12 protein-coding genes and 2 pseudogenes are annotated in these 13,807 nt (G+C 57.0%); 9 read left to right on the forward strand and 5 right to left on the reverse strand.

What is annotated here, in order from left to right; all coding sequences use genetic code 11:
• Both AB4Y34_RS38610 and tnpC read left to right on the forward strand, forming a co-directional pair.
• Positions 1-1,587: Tn3 family transposase (locus AB4Y34_RS38610; RefSeq protein ID WP_368719000.1), on the forward strand; the 1,587-nt coding region annotated here is incomplete at its 5' end.
• A complete protein-coding gene (gene tnpC / locus AB4Y34_RS38615) occupies positions 1,584-1,949 on the forward strand; it encodes a Tn3 family transposase post-transcriptional regulator TnpC (RefSeq protein ID WP_368719001.1) in 366 nt (121 codons plus the stop codon). The genes AB4Y34_RS38610 and tnpC, both read left to right, overlap by 4 nt.
• A 261-nt stretch (positions 1,950-2,210) precedes the next feature.
• Here the strand turns inward: tnpC and hutG are convergent.
• The 5 genes and pseudogenes from hutG to AB4Y34_RS38640 all read right to left on the reverse strand — a co-directional run bounded on the left by hutG (position 2,211) and on the right by AB4Y34_RS38640 (position 5,689).
• A pseudogene (gene hutG / locus AB4Y34_RS38620) lies at positions 2,211-3,012 on the reverse strand (N-formylglutamate deformylase).
• Position 3,013: 1 nt separating this feature from the next.
• The gene (locus AB4Y34_RS38625) at positions 3,014-3,787 is read right to left on the reverse strand and encodes a LysR family transcriptional regulator substrate-binding protein (protein WP_368719011.1); all 774 of its coding nucleotides are present in this window, start codon (positions 3,785-3,787) and stop codon (positions 3,014-3,016) included.
• Between the two features lie 24 nt (positions 3,788-3,811).
• A pseudogene (locus AB4Y34_RS38630) lies at positions 3,812-4,081 on the reverse strand (LysR family transcriptional regulator); the annotation flags it as partial.
• A gap of 41 nt (positions 4,082-4,122) precedes the next feature.
• The gene (locus AB4Y34_RS38635; protein ID WP_368719002.1) at positions 4,123-4,875 is read right to left on the reverse strand and encodes an arylmalonate decarboxylase; all 753 of its coding nucleotides are present in this window, start codon (positions 4,873-4,875) and stop codon (positions 4,123-4,125) included.
• Between the two features lie 61 nt (positions 4,876-4,936).
• Positions 4,937-5,689, reverse strand: coding sequence for a GntR family transcriptional regulator (locus AB4Y34_RS38640; RefSeq protein ID WP_368719003.1), 753 nt, complete (start codon positions 5,687-5,689; stop codon positions 4,937-4,939).
• 324 nt (positions 5,690-6,013) lie between these two features.
• On the opposite strand from AB4Y34_RS38640, the gene AB4Y34_RS38645 reads away from it, so the two are divergent.
• The 7 genes from AB4Y34_RS38645 to AB4Y34_RS38675 are packed head-to-tail and all read left to right on the forward strand — an operon-like array spanning position 6,014 to position 13,140.
• Positions 6,014-7,156: a M24 family metallopeptidase gene (locus AB4Y34_RS38645; RefSeq protein WP_368719004.1), complete on the forward strand. Its 1,143-nt coding sequence runs from the start codon at positions 6,014-6,016 to the stop codon at positions 7,154-7,156.
• Positions 7,157-7,162: 6 nt separating this feature from the next.
• On the forward strand, positions 7,163-7,372 hold the full coding sequence (locus AB4Y34_RS38650) for a hypothetical protein (RefSeq protein WP_368719005.1): 210 nt from the start codon (positions 7,163-7,165) through the stop codon (positions 7,370-7,372).
• Positions 7,373-7,401: 29 nt separating this feature from the next.
• Positions 7,402-8,706 carry an amidase gene (locus tag AB4Y34_RS38655; RefSeq protein WP_368719006.1) on the forward strand — a complete coding sequence of 435 codons (1,305 nt, stop codon included), beginning with the start codon at positions 7,402-7,404 and terminating at the stop codon, positions 8,704-8,706.
• 57 nt (positions 8,707-8,763) lie between these two features.
• On the forward strand, positions 8,764-9,846 hold the full coding sequence (locus AB4Y34_RS38660) for an ABC transporter substrate-binding protein (RefSeq protein ID WP_368719007.1): 1,083 nt from the start codon (positions 8,764-8,766) through the stop codon (positions 9,844-9,846).
• A gap of 11 nt (positions 9,847-9,857) precedes the next feature.
• Complete coding sequence (locus AB4Y34_RS38665) at positions 9,858-11,018, forward strand: ABC transporter ATP-binding protein (protein WP_368719008.1); 1,161 nt, start codon at positions 9,858-9,860, stop codon at positions 11,016-11,018.
• Positions 11,015-12,283: an ABC transporter permease gene (locus tag AB4Y34_RS38670; protein WP_368719009.1), complete on the forward strand. Its 1,269-nt coding sequence runs from the start codon at positions 11,015-11,017 to the stop codon at positions 12,281-12,283. Before AB4Y34_RS38665 ends, AB4Y34_RS38670 begins: the two co-directional genes overlap by 4 nt.
• 2 nt (positions 12,284-12,285) lie before the next feature.
• Positions 12,286-13,140, forward strand: coding sequence for an ABC transporter permease (locus tag AB4Y34_RS38675; RefSeq protein ID WP_368719010.1), 855 nt, complete (start codon positions 12,286-12,288; stop codon positions 13,138-13,140).
• Positions 13,141-13,807: the final 667 nt, after the last annotated feature.

A 13,807-nucleotide genomic window follows, 5' to 3' on the forward strand; every position in this document is an offset into this window, starting at 1 on the left:
GAACTGCGGGTCGGCGATCTGTGCGGATCGGGCTCCGACGCGTACGCCGACTATCGCGATCACCTGTTGCCGTGGCGGCAATGCGAGCAGCAGTTGCCGGACTATTGCGACAAGCTCGGCATGCCCAAAACTGGCAGTGACTTCGTGCGCCATCTGCGTCAATGGCTGACAGACGCTTCCCACAAGCTCGACGCCGAATTACCGCGCAAGCGCGAGCACGTCGTGATCGACCGTCATGGCGAGCCGATACTGCGCAAAACCGTCGCCAAGGAGATTCCGGCGAGCGCCATCGCTTTGCCGGAGCGGCTCAGCGCCCGACTGCCGACGCGGAACATGCTGGACATCCTCGCGAACATCGAGCACTGGACCCATTTCACGCGGCACTTCGGGCCGTTGTCCGGGAGTGATCCGCAGATTCGCAAGGCTGCCGAGCGCTACCTGCTGACCATTTTTGCGATGGGCTGCAATCTCGGTCCGACCCAGACGGCCCGCCATCTTGATTCCGATGTCACCGCGCACATGCTGTCGTTCGTCAATCGCCGGCATATGAGCCTGGACAAGCTCGAAACCGCACAACGCGAGCTGATTGAACTGTACCTTCGGCTCGATCTGCCGAAACACTGGGGCGATGGCAAGACGGTGGCGGCCGATGGCACGCAGTACGACTTCTACGACAACAACCTGCTGGCTGGCTATCACTTTCGCTACCGGAAAATGGGCGCGGTCGCATACCGGCACGTCGCCGACAACTATATCGCGGTTTTCCAGCACTTCATTCCGCCGGGCGTGTGGGAGGCGATCTATGTGATCGAGGGCTTGCTGAAGGCCGGCCTGTCGGTCAAGGCAGATACCGTTCATGCCGACACGCAGGGGCAGTCCGCCGCCGTTTTTGCGTTCACGTACCTGCTCGGCATCAACCTGATGCCACGGATTCGCAACTGGAAGGATCTCGTGCTGTACCGGCCGGACAGCAAGGCCAAGTACATGCACATCGACAAGCTGTTCACGGCGACCATCGACTGGGTGCTGATCGAGCAGCACTGGCAGGAGCTGATGCAGGTCGCATTGTCGATTCAGGCCGGTACCATCTCGTCGCCGCTGCTGCTGCGCCGGCTCGGCTCCGAAAGCCGCAAGAACCGGCTGTATCTGGCCGCGCGCGAGCTCGGCAACGTCGTTCGCACGGTATTCCTGCTTGAGTGGATCGGCAGCATTGAATTGCGGCAGGAGGTCACCGCGAACACGAACAAGATCGAGTCGTACAATGGCTTCTCGAAGTGGCTGTCTTTCGGCGGGGACGTGATCGCCGAGAACGAGCCAGAGGAGCAGCAGAAGCGACTACGCTACAACGACCTCGTCGCGTCGGCCGTGATCTTGCAGAACACGGTGGACATGATGCAGGCGCTACGCGAGATGGCGGCAAACCGCGAGAAAGTGCGCGCCGAAGACATTGAGTTTTTGAGCCCGTATCCGACCCACAACATCCGGCGCTTCGGCCACTATAAGCTACATCTAGATCGTCGGCCGGAAGCCTGGATCCGGGACCCGCTGTTCGGTCAAACTGCCCGTACCTACGCGTCCCGCTCATGACTGCACGCCCGGCCACAACTACGACTTATTTTGGCGACGTCGACACCGCTGCGCTGGAGCGGCTCGAATCGAGCTACGACACAACCCGCCTGCTGGCTGCAGTTGATATCGTCGATCGCATCCGCACCCAACTCCATGATCCCGAGGGGTTACGAGACGACATCCTGGAGACCCACAGCATGGCGCATTCCGTGTTGAATGGCGCACCATTGGTGCCGTCGCACCGCGAAGGCACACTGCCCGATCGGGTGCTGGACGCGCTCGATCGGATTGACGAATTTGTCGTGGAGTTCACGCGGGTGAGGACGAGCCTCGAGGCGCTTGAAGCGCTGCGCCCGGACGACGGGTTTGGCGAGGGTTGAACGGCGCCCGTCCACTGATCGAGACCATGGGGGCTGGTCCCGGCCGGTGTTATGCGGCCGCAGACGGCCTGGCCAGAAGGCGACGTTCAACACCGTTCTCAACTAGCCGAACTTCCGGCTGGGTTCAGCCGGCAATGGGACATTCGAACCACCGCAGCAAAACTGTTAGCGAACACATGTGTCGAACAAATCTGTAGCAGTCGTCTTAAGCTCAATATCGAGGTATCCAGTGGATTCCACGATCTTGACCAGCCAAGCAACCTAGGTCCGCATGCGAGCTACCGATTCGAGTGCTTCCATGACCATGGTCTGCAGTGTTGCCTTGACCTGCTTTGCACGAGGAGAAATAAGCCTGAAAGGTGCGCTTTCTTCCATGTATGTTCTTTGGCTCATTTCAAGCTGGATTGCGTGGATGCCATTGCTCGGCGCTCCATAGTGGCGCGTGATGTACCCCCCCCTTGAACCGACCGTTGGCGACCCAGGTGTATCCGCTTTCACTCGCCGCGTGGACAGCCGCTCGGAATACTGAACTGTCGCAGGTTCGGCCGTCTTGATTGCCCAGATTGAGTTCGTGAAGCGTTCCATCGAACAGTCGAGGCAGACAACTTGCGATGGAGTGCGCCTCCCATAACAGCACCTGTTGGTGCCGGTCACATAGCCTTCTGATCTCTTCAGCGAGGCACTCATGGTAGGGTCGCCAGTAAGTCCGAAGCCTGCGCGCTTTTTCATGCGTATCAGGAGCACGGCCGTCGCGGTACACCGATTCCCCTCGGAAAGTATGAACCGGATAGAGGCCTGTCGTTACTTGGCCGGGATATAGACTTTCATCAGACGGCGGTCTATTGAGGTCAATCACGTAACGCGAGACCTTCGCCGTAACGATGGTCGCGCCAAGGTTGTGTCCGAAATCGTATAGCTGGTCGAGATGCCAGTCCGTATCAGCCAAAGTCAGCGCAACATCTGAAAAGTCGTCGCGCAGATCTTCGGGGATGGTTATGCCGAGATGAGGGATGGAGATGATGAGCGGGGCGCCGCCGCGCACCAGTGAAAATATATCAGTCAATTTAAGGGCTCTGGTTCGTCGATCTTTGAAGAGCGGTAGCGGGCATCTGGGGGAAAAATCGCGTGAGTGCTGGCCGAATCAGACCGTCGATTACACGACCTGTAAGCGCGGCGACGTTGTCTACAAGGTCATGCCATTCTCCGCGGCGATGTAAGATGAAAAATTCCCTCCGGCTGAGGCTTCCCGGTGGTAGCGGGAGCACCACCAAGTCGTTGAGATAGTGACGTGCCTGCCATAAGCAAAGTGGAGTTGAGATGGCGAATCCCAAATTTGCGCTTACGAGGCTAAGCAATGGATCTGTTGCGTCGAACTCGTAGCGTCGGGGGCTATCGATGTTGAGATGTCGGGCAAGCCGCTCGACCTGTTGTCCGATCACAGAGCGCGCTGTATAGCGTATCAGCGGCAAGTCTTCAGATAAATGCGTCCACGCTGTGCTATCGCCTTTCCTGTTTTCAAACCACCGACGTGAGGCCACGGCCAGAAAAGCTTCCGACATCAGCGGCATCTCAGAGAGCCTTGTGTCGGTGATCGGCGTCTGCGTGCAGACGACAACATCAACCTCACCACGATGAATCTGCCCGGCGAGCGTCGGGGTGAGTCCTGACCAGAGCTCGATCTGACGAGCAGAATTACACATGGCTCGAATCAACTCCGGTCCGACCGTCGCGGCAAAGGAATCAACACATCCAAGTCGGACAGGAAGCATCTCGCCCTGCGCCGCATCTTTCAGCCTGCTGCTGATATCTTGCGCCTGCTGAAGAAGCGGGCCGGCCATCTGTAGTAGGACTCGTCCTGCACGATTTGGCCGTGGGGGTCGGCTCTCCCGATCAAAGAGCTCTGTATTCTGCTCGCGTTCAAGAGACGCTATCGATTGACTTATCGCACTCTGACTGACCGCCAGCCGTTTGGCAGCCGCTGTCATCGTTCCTGTTTCGCAGACGGCGACAAACGCTTCAAGAGCGCGCAGGTCGATCGGCGGACGAGGTCGAGCCATGTGAGTTCCCATGCCTCTAAAAATGATGCGATGGAGGTACATCTGGCATGCAAAGAACGGGCGCAGGAGGTGCATCTTCTACCGATGGGGCTGGGAAGACTACCTCCTATGCTTGATCAGTGCTCGGAAAGAAGACGGCCAAACCCGTTCAGCCGATCCTCCATACCTGCGAGTCGCATGACATCCCATGCAACCGCCTGATTGCTCGTAATGACGGGTTTGCCGGTTAGTTTCTCGATCTCTTCGATCACCTCAATTGAACGAAGCGCGCCACAGCTGATGAAGATCGCATCTGCTTCCGGCTGATCAATGAAAAGCGCCATCTGCACGATGCTTTCAGGCGTCACTCGCACCATGTCGCTGTCTTTTTCCAGTTGCAAGCCATGGATTGCAAGAACCTCGAAGCCCTCGTTTTCGAGATAGACCTTTTCCATCTCGTTGATTTCATCAAGGTACGGGGTCCCGATGACGATCCGTTTGGCGCCTACAGCGCGCAGGCCACGAATGACAGCCGTTACCATGCTCGTAGTTTTTGCGTTGGGTGCGCCACGCGACAACTCTTCGAATACCTTCTTCTCGCCAACGACCAGACTTCCAGATGTGCAGCCATAGCAGATCACATCGAGGCTGCCGTCCGGAAGGATCCGTGCGGCTGATTCCGCGAGACTCGATGCGATGTTATCGAGCGATTCTCGTGTGATGCTATCGGGATTAGGGACTCTCGTGAAGTGGATCCCAACACCCTTTGGGAGAAGGGTGAACATGTCATCTTCGATTGTCTGCTCTGTGGCAAGCAAGACAAAACCCGCCTTGGCGCGATCATGTCGGCCCGCGTCAAAGTAAGGCCGAAACTCTGCCATTTCGCTCATAATAAGATGTCCTATTCATTTAATTTCATGTACCCACCCGGTACAGCTTGAATCAATTCGATTAACCGGTTATGAATCGAGCGATGCGCGCGAGGCCAAACGAGATGTAGTTGCGCTGAACAAGCCCCAACGCGCGCATATCGGCAGCTCGAAGAGCGCGACAGCACTCTTCGAGCTCTCGATTCAGGTATTCGACCTCTTCATCCCATAGGTCAGTGACAAAGTTGTACCAGACGCGAGACGCCTGAAAATAACACCGGTCATGTGTCTGGCGCAGTTCACGGTTTCTTATAAGTTCATTGATGGCGAAGTGGAGCTCGTGAAGGATCGACCAGAACTCGTCGTAATTCTTCGGTCCGCTCGACAGCTTCGCGGCTCGAGGAATCAGACGTTCGATCCGTTCAAGCGCTTGAGGGGCGTCGCCTGGCGAGCAGAAGTCGCCCAACATCTCGCTCAATCTCAAGCGAAAGTTGTATGTGTCCCGATACTCGCGAAACTCGACGCCGCTGACAATCGTCCCGACGCCGTTCTTGGTTTCAACCAGGCCTTCATATTCGAGCCTCTGCAGCACTTGGCGGATCGGGGTACGACTCACGTCGAACTCTTCAGCCAGAGCGCTCTCACCCAGCAACGTGCCTGGGGGGTAGTGAAGGCTGCAGATGCGATCACGCACGGACCGATAAATGTCCGGCGTCTGGCCACGGATCGACGGAGCTTTTGCTGTCGACCGAGACGATTGCTCCTTCAGCTTGACCACACGTGCCATTGATATTCCCCCGTAGAACGATGTCGCCAGCCCGGTGAGATCGCCCACTCAAGTTCCATGAAGAGGTGCACTCGATTGTAACGCCACCGTACGGCTATGTGCAACCTGTACACAGCTCTGCGGCGAGCCCCTGTTTTCCCGAGGTAGCGGGCGTGGATAATATGTCCCAGTGAAAAATGAAACGATGCAATTTTGAACGAGTTTTAGTAAATAGCTATAGGAAAAATCGCCGAAATTAAGACTCGGGAGGGCAAAGTGACGCCACGCTCCTTCTGCGACAGGCCAGGCTAATTCCGCACTTGACAACAAAAATTGTCGTTCCTAAAGTGGACCTGTGTACATGCTGCATACAGCTAACCAAGAGGAGTTATTGTGGGCGAATACGAGAGTCGGGTAAGCAAGCTGCGCGTCGCACTGCGCGCAGCAAATGTCGATGTGGCGCTGATCAGTGACCCGGATGCGGTCGCATACTTCGCCGGCTTCTGGAACTACCTGGGTATGGATTTCGGTCGGCCGACCCTGCTGGTTATTCCACAGGACACGGACCCGGTTCTGATCACGCCTCTGATGGAATCGGAAATGTGCTCGCTTATGACGTGGATCAAGGACATCCGCCCGTGGGCAGACGGTATCGATGATGAGTGGCGCAAGCCGCTGCGAGAAGTATTGGAAGCGTCGAAAGTGGAACGCCTCGGTATTGAACGCGCAAAGATGCCACCGCTCGTGAGGGCTGCGTTGCCGGTTGACGCGGATCGCCTGACTGATATCGGACAGATCATTTTCGATCTACGTATGATCAAAAGCGAGAGCGAGATCACAACGATGAAGCAGGCCGGCCAGGTTGCCGTTGCGATGGTACAGGCTGCGAAAGAAGTGATTCGCGAAGGCGTACCCGAGTATGAAATCGCGCTCGCAGTCATTGCCGGCGGTACGCGCAAGGCGGCGTCCTTTCTGGACGAACACGTCGATCGATTCGTGTCTCCGACGATCTATAACCTGCAGATTCTCCAATCGGGTCGAGACGTATGTCTCGTGCACCGTCGATCCTCCGTTCGCAAGCTACGGCGCGGGGACCCTGTATATCTGTGCTTCTGCGGCATCGCCAACTTCAAGAACTACAAGCTTGGATTTGACCGCGAATTTTTTGTCGGGTCAGTCACTGACGAACAGGCTCGCATATATGAAGCTGCGGTAGCAGCACAGCAAGCTGCCCTCGCGCAGATTAGGCCAGGCGTGCGCTGCGATGATGTTAATGCGGCGGCCGAACAGGTTTACAAGGACGCTGGCTTCGCACCCGGATACCGCACTGGTCGTTCGATCGGCTATTCGTTCCTCGAGACCCCAGAGCTCAAGCGCGGAGAGCAGCGCACCCTCGAAGCTGGCATGACGTTCGCAGTCGATGGTGGCATCACGATCGAAGGCGAGTTTGGTGGCCGAGTCGGCGATTCAATCGTCGTTACAGCGGACGGGTTCGAATACCTGACTGACTATCCGCGCAGCTTGGCGGTGGTGTAAGAGGCCATGACCGACACGATTTCGCTGAGAACCCTGGTCGCGGTGAACCGAGAATTTTTCGGCGGTCGCTGGACTGAAGGCGACCTTTCTGAACTCGTCGACCCGCGGTTTGGAGTCGTTTCCGACCTATCCAGTCTGGTCGGGCGGCTCGCCGCGATCCGCACGATAGACCTGGGCGACGTGGCGCCGCCTTGGGCTGAGGGCAACCGACCATGATGAGCGTAAAGAGCCAAAGCCTGAGAGGCATGTCTCAGGCGCTTGCGCGCGGCGACGTGTCGTCGTCAGGGATTGTTGAGCATAGCCTCGCGCTGGCCGAAGCCACTAACTCATGGATGAAGAGCCTGATTACGTTGACCGGCGAACACGGACTGGTTAAGGCCGCGGCGGCGGATGATCGCCGCCGCGGTGGAAAATCAATCGGGCTGCTTGATGGTGTTCCGTACGTTGCAAAGGATGCGTTTAAGACCGCAGGAATCCGAACAACGGCTGGAAGCAGAGTGTTGTCGGAACACTTTCCTGCCGAAGATTCCGCGGTGATTCGGAAGCTGGCGGACGCGGGCGCTGCCTTGGTTGGCAAAGCCAATATGCACGAATTTGCCTACGGGGCCACCGGCGAAAATCATTTCACTGGAACGACGGTTAATCCGTGGGATAGGGGACGGCTTGCGGGTGGCTCCAGCGGCGGGTCTGCAGCCGCAGTCGCTGCCGGGATTGTGCCGTTTGCATTGGGCACGGATACAGGCGGCTCGGTGCGCGTCCCGGCAGCGTTGTGCGGTGTCGCAGGATTCAAGCCGTCGTTTGGGTTCATCGACTCCAGCGGTGTCATTCCCTTCTGCTGGACGCTGGATCACGTCGGGGTCATTGCAACTAGCGCAGACGATGTATCAATCGTTTGCGAGTGCCTGACAGGGATCGATGTGTTCGAAGAAGCCGACTCAGCAGCATCGCTCCGTGTCGGCGTCCTGCCTGGTGCGGCGCTGACGCTCGAACAATCGGTCAGATCCGGCTACGAAAAGACTCTGGCTGCGCTTCGGGGGCTAGGAGCCACGTTTCATGAAATCGAGTTGCCGGACGCTGCGGAGTCGAGAACGGTGTCGCTCACAATACAGCTCGCCGAGGCGTTGGCTTACCACTCGCCGTTGATCGAATCATCTGGAGAGAAGTACGGCGCAGATATCAGGAGTGGTTTTGTGCTGGGGCAGCAACTGTCCGCCGAAAGTTACGTTCAGTGCCAAAGATTGCTGACGGCCTATCGGAGATCTTTCTCTCGTCTATTTGACATCGTCGATGTGATTGTCACGCCGACTTGCCCGATTGTTGCCCCAGAAATCGGAAGCACCAGAGTTCCAATCGGCGAGAGTCTTTATCCGGTTGGGAACGCATTAACGCTATACACCTCGTTTTTCAACGTCGTCGGAGCGCCAGCGATCGCCCTGCCTGCAGGGCGGGATGACAGAGGGCTACCGGTAAGCGTTCAAATCGTAGGTGCGGCAGGTGAAGACAAGTGGATTCTTCAGCTAGCCCAGCGATTGGAAAAGGACTTGCTGTAGAGGGTGCCCCGAAGGCCCGGCTGTATTCGAACTCTAACCTATCGTCAAGAGGAAATTATGCAACTCCGAAATACTTCAAAGCAAGCCCGGGCGTGTCTCTTCCTGCTGCTGAGTGCGGTCTTACCCACGACCTCGGCATATGCGCAACAACTGGTTGTAGCATCGTTCGGCGGCGCATACACGGCAAGCCAGTCCAAGGCGTTCTTCGAGCCGTATTCTGCAAAGACAGGCACTAAAATTCTTCCCGCCGACTATAACGGTGGCCTCGCGGAATTGCGCTCGCAAGTACAGGCCGGCTCCGGAGCATGGGACGTCATCGACCTCGAGTTTCAGGATGCTGCCCGAGCCTGTGATGAAGGGTTGATCGACCCTATTAAGGCTACCTCGCTAACTCCCGCGCCGGACAGCAAACCGGCGTCCTCAGACTTTGTGGAAGGCTCACTACTCGACTGCGGTGTCGGTACTATCCTGTGGTCGAATGTGATCGCGTACGACAAGCGAAAGTTTGCTGGCGCACAGCCCACAAGCATCGCCGACTTCTTCGATCTAAAAAAGTTTCCAGGGAAACGTGGCCTGAGCAACAAGCCCAACGGGAACCTGGAGTGGGCATTGATGGCGGATGGTGTCCCCCGCGACAAGGTCTACGCGACGCTGCGGATGCCCGGCGGCCTTGAACGTGCATTCAAAAAGCTCGACACCATCAAAGCGAACGCGGTCTTCTGGGGCGCACAGGCGCAGTCGGTCCAGCTTCTCGCAGATGGAGAAGTCGTGATGACCGAGGGCGGGAACGGTCGATTCACCGATGCAATCACCAAGGATAAAAAACCGTTCGGAATCATCTGGCAGGGACAAATCATCAACGGCGACGTCTTTGCAATTTCGAAGGCCAGCAAGAACAAGGCAGCCGCGCTCGACTTCATCCGTTACGCGACTTCTGCGCAGCAGCTTGCCATCGAAACGAAGTACATCAGCTATGCGCCCGCACGACGCTCGGCGCTCCCGTTTGTCGATGCTTCGTTACGCGATAACCTCCCGACGTCGCCAGCGAACCTGAAGGTTGGCCTTACAAGCGATATCGGGTTCTGGAATGATGAGCAAGATGAAATCAATCGTCGTTGGGCCGCCTGGATGGCTCAGTAAGGAGCAAGGTAATGCAAACGCTAAACGATTCCCAGCACCGGGCCCGTGCAACGTCAAGGGCAGTCGACGGCGATCACGTTGTTTTTTCTCAGGTCGAAAAGAGCTACGATGGGACGACGCAAGTAGTTAAATCACTTTCTCTTGCAGTCAGACGAGGTGAGTTTTTGACGTTGCTGGGACCATCAGGCTCGGGGAAGACGACAACCTTGATGATGCTCGCGGGGTTTGAGGCTCCGACTGCTGGGACGATTAGCATCGACGGCGTTAATTTGACCACGACTCCGCCCCACAAGCGGGGCATCGGCATGGTCTTCCAAAACTACGCCTTGTTCCCGCACATGTCGGTTGCCGACAACGTGGCCTTTCCGCTTTCTGCTAGGAAGGTCCCGAAAGCCGAGATCGCCAAGAAGGTGGCAAAAGCTCTGGAAATGGTGAAGATGCAGGACTTTGCGTCGCGCCGGCCGGCGCAGCTTTCCGGCGGACAGCAACAACGCATCGCGCTGGCTCGAGCGCTAGTTTTTGATCCTTCTCTCGTTCTGATGGACGAGCCGCTCGGTGCGCTGGACAAACAGCTTCGCGAGCATATGCAAACCGAGATCAAGCACCTTCACAAGATGCTGGGCGTGACCGTCGTCTATGTCACGCATGACCAGGACGAAGCGCTCGCGATGTCTGACCGGGTTGCCATCTTCAACAACGGCATCATTGAGCAAATCGGGCCGCCAACAGAGATCTACGAGTCGCCAAACACCGCGTTCGTGTCGCGATTCGTGGGCGATAACAATCTGTTGGACGGCATTGTGCACGAATGCTATGCGTCGGCCGATGGGGATTACCGCGCAAAGGTTACCCATGGCGAATGTCAATTCGAGGCTCTGACGTCAAAGCCGTTGACGTGCGGAGCGCGTGTCTCCCTCGTGTTGCGGCCCGAGCGCGTAGCAATTGCGTCTCAGGGAGCCATCCTCGAAAACCAGGTGAACTCTGAAATCATCGAGTCTACCTATTTCGGGGATCACGTCCGACTTACGTGCAAGATCCCGAGCGGCAACGAAATCTCGGTGAAGGTCGCAAACACGTCTAGCCTCGGATCGTTGCGATCGGGACAGAGCCTTCCCATTGGATGGCGCTCGGTCGATAGCCGCGCGCTGGCAGCCGCAGGGGAGCTGCGATGAGCCCAGTGACACTCGCCGAAGGTCAGACCGAAAGCACCAACGCGGACGGTTGGGGCGCAACGCTGAAGAGACGCGTCCAGAAGGCGAGGCGCCAGGAGACCCATAAATCGCTGCTCCTGGTTTTGCCAGTGATCTTGTTTCTGCTGCTTACGTTCCTCGTACCGATTGCGAAAATGTTCGAGGTCAGCATCTACGACTCGACACTACGCGATCTTCTTCCGGCTACTGCGCAAGCGCTAGACAGCGGCGGGAAGGGATCAAACGGCCAGGTCTGGACGGGGCTCGCTCGTGACCTCGTCTCCGCACGGGAGAATGGCAAGCTCGGCATGGTGGCGAGCAGGCTCAACGCTGAACGATCTGGACTCCGATCGGTTGTCGAGCGTACCGCGAGGCGCGCAGCTGCAACGGAACAAACGCCTGATCAGCAGTGGTTCGCTTCTGTTGACCCGGCCTGGAGTGACCCAGGCCTTTTGCCGATGCTCGCGCGCGCGACACGTCCGTTCACCTTCGACAACTACCTCGCTGCTCTCGATTTCCGCCGGGATGAGCACGGAAGTGTCGTCTCGCAGCCACAAGACAGCCGGGTCTACAGGTCGTTGTATCTCAAGACATTCTGGGTTGCCATCGTGGTGACCATGTTGTGCGCAGTATTGGGTTATCCGATCGCATACCTGATGGCGACGAGTTCGAAATCGACCGCGAACAAACTGATGGTCCTCGTTCTGGTGCCGTTCTGGACGTCCATGCTTGTTCGTGTAACTGCCTGGATGGTTCTCCTGCAGTCCCAAGGCGTGATCAACGATCTGCTCGTATTGGCGGGCGTCGTCAACGACCATAACCGGGTCATGCTGATCTATAACCTGACCGGTACATTGATCTCCATGACACACATCCTGCTGCCGTTTTTCATTTTGCCACTTTACAGCGTCATGGTTGCTGTGCCGCCCAGTTATATGCGAGCGGCCCAGTCGCTCGGCGCAGGGCGCTTCAGCTCGTTCTGGAAAGTTTACTTCCCGATCACGTTGCCGGGTGTTGGCGCCGGTGGCCTTCTGGTGCTCATTCTTGCGCTGGGCTACTACATTACACCGGCGCTTGTCGGCGGCCAATCTGGCCAGATGATTTCTAACATGATTGCGTTCAACATTCAGGCGTCGTTGAACTGGGGACTGGCGGCCGCGCTGAGCATTGTTCTTCTCGTGGTCGTGTTGTCGCTTTATTTTGTGTACAACCGGTTGGTTGGCGCTGAAAATCTCAAGATGGGGTGAGCATGAACGTCCATAGCCAGCCATTTCGTTCTCCCCTTGAAAAGGGATGGAGCATTCTGTTTATCGTGATTTGTGCAGCGATCTTCGTTTTCCTCATTGCGCCGGTGCTTGTCATCATTCCTCTTTCGTTCAACTCGGAGCCATATTTCACGTTCTCCCGTGCCATGCTGCATTTACACTCTGATGCGTGGTCGCTGCGATGGTATGAATCGTTTTTTGACAATCCTCGATGGCTCTTGTCGGGCAAGAACAGTCTCATTGTCGGTGTCAGCACAACGATTCTTGCAGCGTCCATTGGCACGGCCGCAGCTCTCGGTCTTAGACAGCGCATGTTGCCCGGTAGGTCACTGATGATGAGCTTCATTCTCGCGCCGATGGTCGTGCCAACCATTGTGACTGGTGCCGGAACGTACTTTGTATTCGCGAAGGTAGGATTGGTGGATAACCTGTGGGGCTTGATTGCAGCCCACACCGCACTTGGGATCCCTTTCGTAGTTGTTACGGTTCTTGCGTCTGCGAGCGGGTTGGATCGCTCCTTCGAACGCGCCGGGGCGATCATGGGAGCCCCTCCATGGATGGTGTTTCGCCGGGTCACGCTTCCGTTGATCATGCCAGGGGTGACTGCGGGCGCTGTGCTCGCGTTCATAACCTCATTTGACGAGGTGGTGTTCGCGCTCTTCCTTCTCCCTAACCCGCAGTACTTCACTTTGCCGCGTCAGATGTGGTCCGGGCTCCGGGAACAGATCAGTCCCGCAATCTTAGCCGCGGCCACTTTATGGATCGCGTTGTCGCTGGTTCTGATGTGGGTGATGAGTGCGTTAAGAAAAAGAGCAGCAAATGTCCGCGCCGCGTCATAACGAGCTCCGGGAAGCGGGGCACGAGGCTTGTAGCATCCGGCATGGATCGACCCCGCTTTTGATCGTCCTGCCACATATCGGAACGAAGGTTCCACTTCATAGGAGCGGCGAGGGGTGGGACTCGCTTCGCTCCGGATGGGCGGATCCAGCCGCACACTTGGTGCTTAGCATCGCGCATGATATGGATGTGTCCACGATCGAAGGGATTTACCAACCCTAAGCTGATCGACCTGAACGTTGACGCCGAAGGTCCGCTGACCGATTCGTTCCAACGAGAGCATCTTTGTGCCCGAAGCAACCCATCGGGACTGCAACTGCGGGACCCTCTCGATTACCACGAGGTGCTAGGTCTCGTTACTAATATCTGGCAACCCTTTCACGACGGGGTGAGCTCTGAAATCTCTCGCCTTTCGATGTTGCATGACGAAGTTGTAGTCCTCGTCATTCACGCTGAGCAGCGTCTGAAAGGCTGGAATTTCGATGCATTCGAGAGTAGCTGCATTATCGCAACGGACTTGGGACAATCTACTGGTCGTCCTTTCCTAGCAGGCTGTTGAAAAGCGCCCCGTCATGACGACCGAAGCTACGTTCAGGAGACTTGCGCGTGCAATTTCCCGCTGAATTACCGGTTTGCCGCGCGATCCGCGCGGGGCATGCGCACGCATGC

It is taken from the genome of Paraburkholderia sp. BR10954 (genome assembly GCF_040965775.1).
Taxonomy (GTDB): domain Bacteria; phylum Pseudomonadota; class Gammaproteobacteria; order Burkholderiales; family Burkholderiaceae; genus Paraburkholderia; species Paraburkholderia youngii.

Coding starts and splice junctions, on each gene's coding strand:
- tnpC (WP_368719001.1), top strand. CDS start 1,584: ATGACTGCACGCCCGGCCACAACTACGACTTATTTTGGCGACGTCGAC.
- AB4Y34_RS38625 (WP_368719011.1), bottom strand. CDS start 3,787: ATGGCCGGCCCGCTTCTTCAGCAGGCGCAAGATATCAGCAGCAGGCTG.
- AB4Y34_RS38635 (WP_368719002.1), bottom strand. CDS start 4,875: ATGAGCGAAATGGCAGAGTTTCGGCCTTACTTTGACGCGGGCCGACAT.
- AB4Y34_RS38650 (WP_368719005.1), top strand. CDS start 7,163: ATGACCGACACGATTTCGCTGAGAACCCTGGTCGCGGTGAACCGAGAA.
- AB4Y34_RS38655 (WP_368719006.1), top strand. CDS start 7,402: ATGTCTCAGGCGCTTGCGCGCGGCGACGTGTCGTCGTCAGGGATTGTT.
- AB4Y34_RS38660 (WP_368719007.1), top strand. CDS start 8,764: ATGCAACTCCGAAATACTTCAAAGCAAGCCCGGGCGTGTCTCTTCCTG.
- AB4Y34_RS38665 (WP_368719008.1), top strand. CDS start 9,858: ATGCAAACGCTAAACGATTCCCAGCACCGGGCCCGTGCAACGTCAAGG.
- AB4Y34_RS38670 (WP_368719009.1), top strand. CDS start 11,015: ATGAGCCCAGTGACACTCGCCGAAGGTCAGACCGAAAGCACCAACGCG.
- AB4Y34_RS38675 (WP_368719010.1), top strand. CDS start 12,286: ATGAACGTCCATAGCCAGCCATTTCGTTCTCCCCTTGAAAAGGGATGG.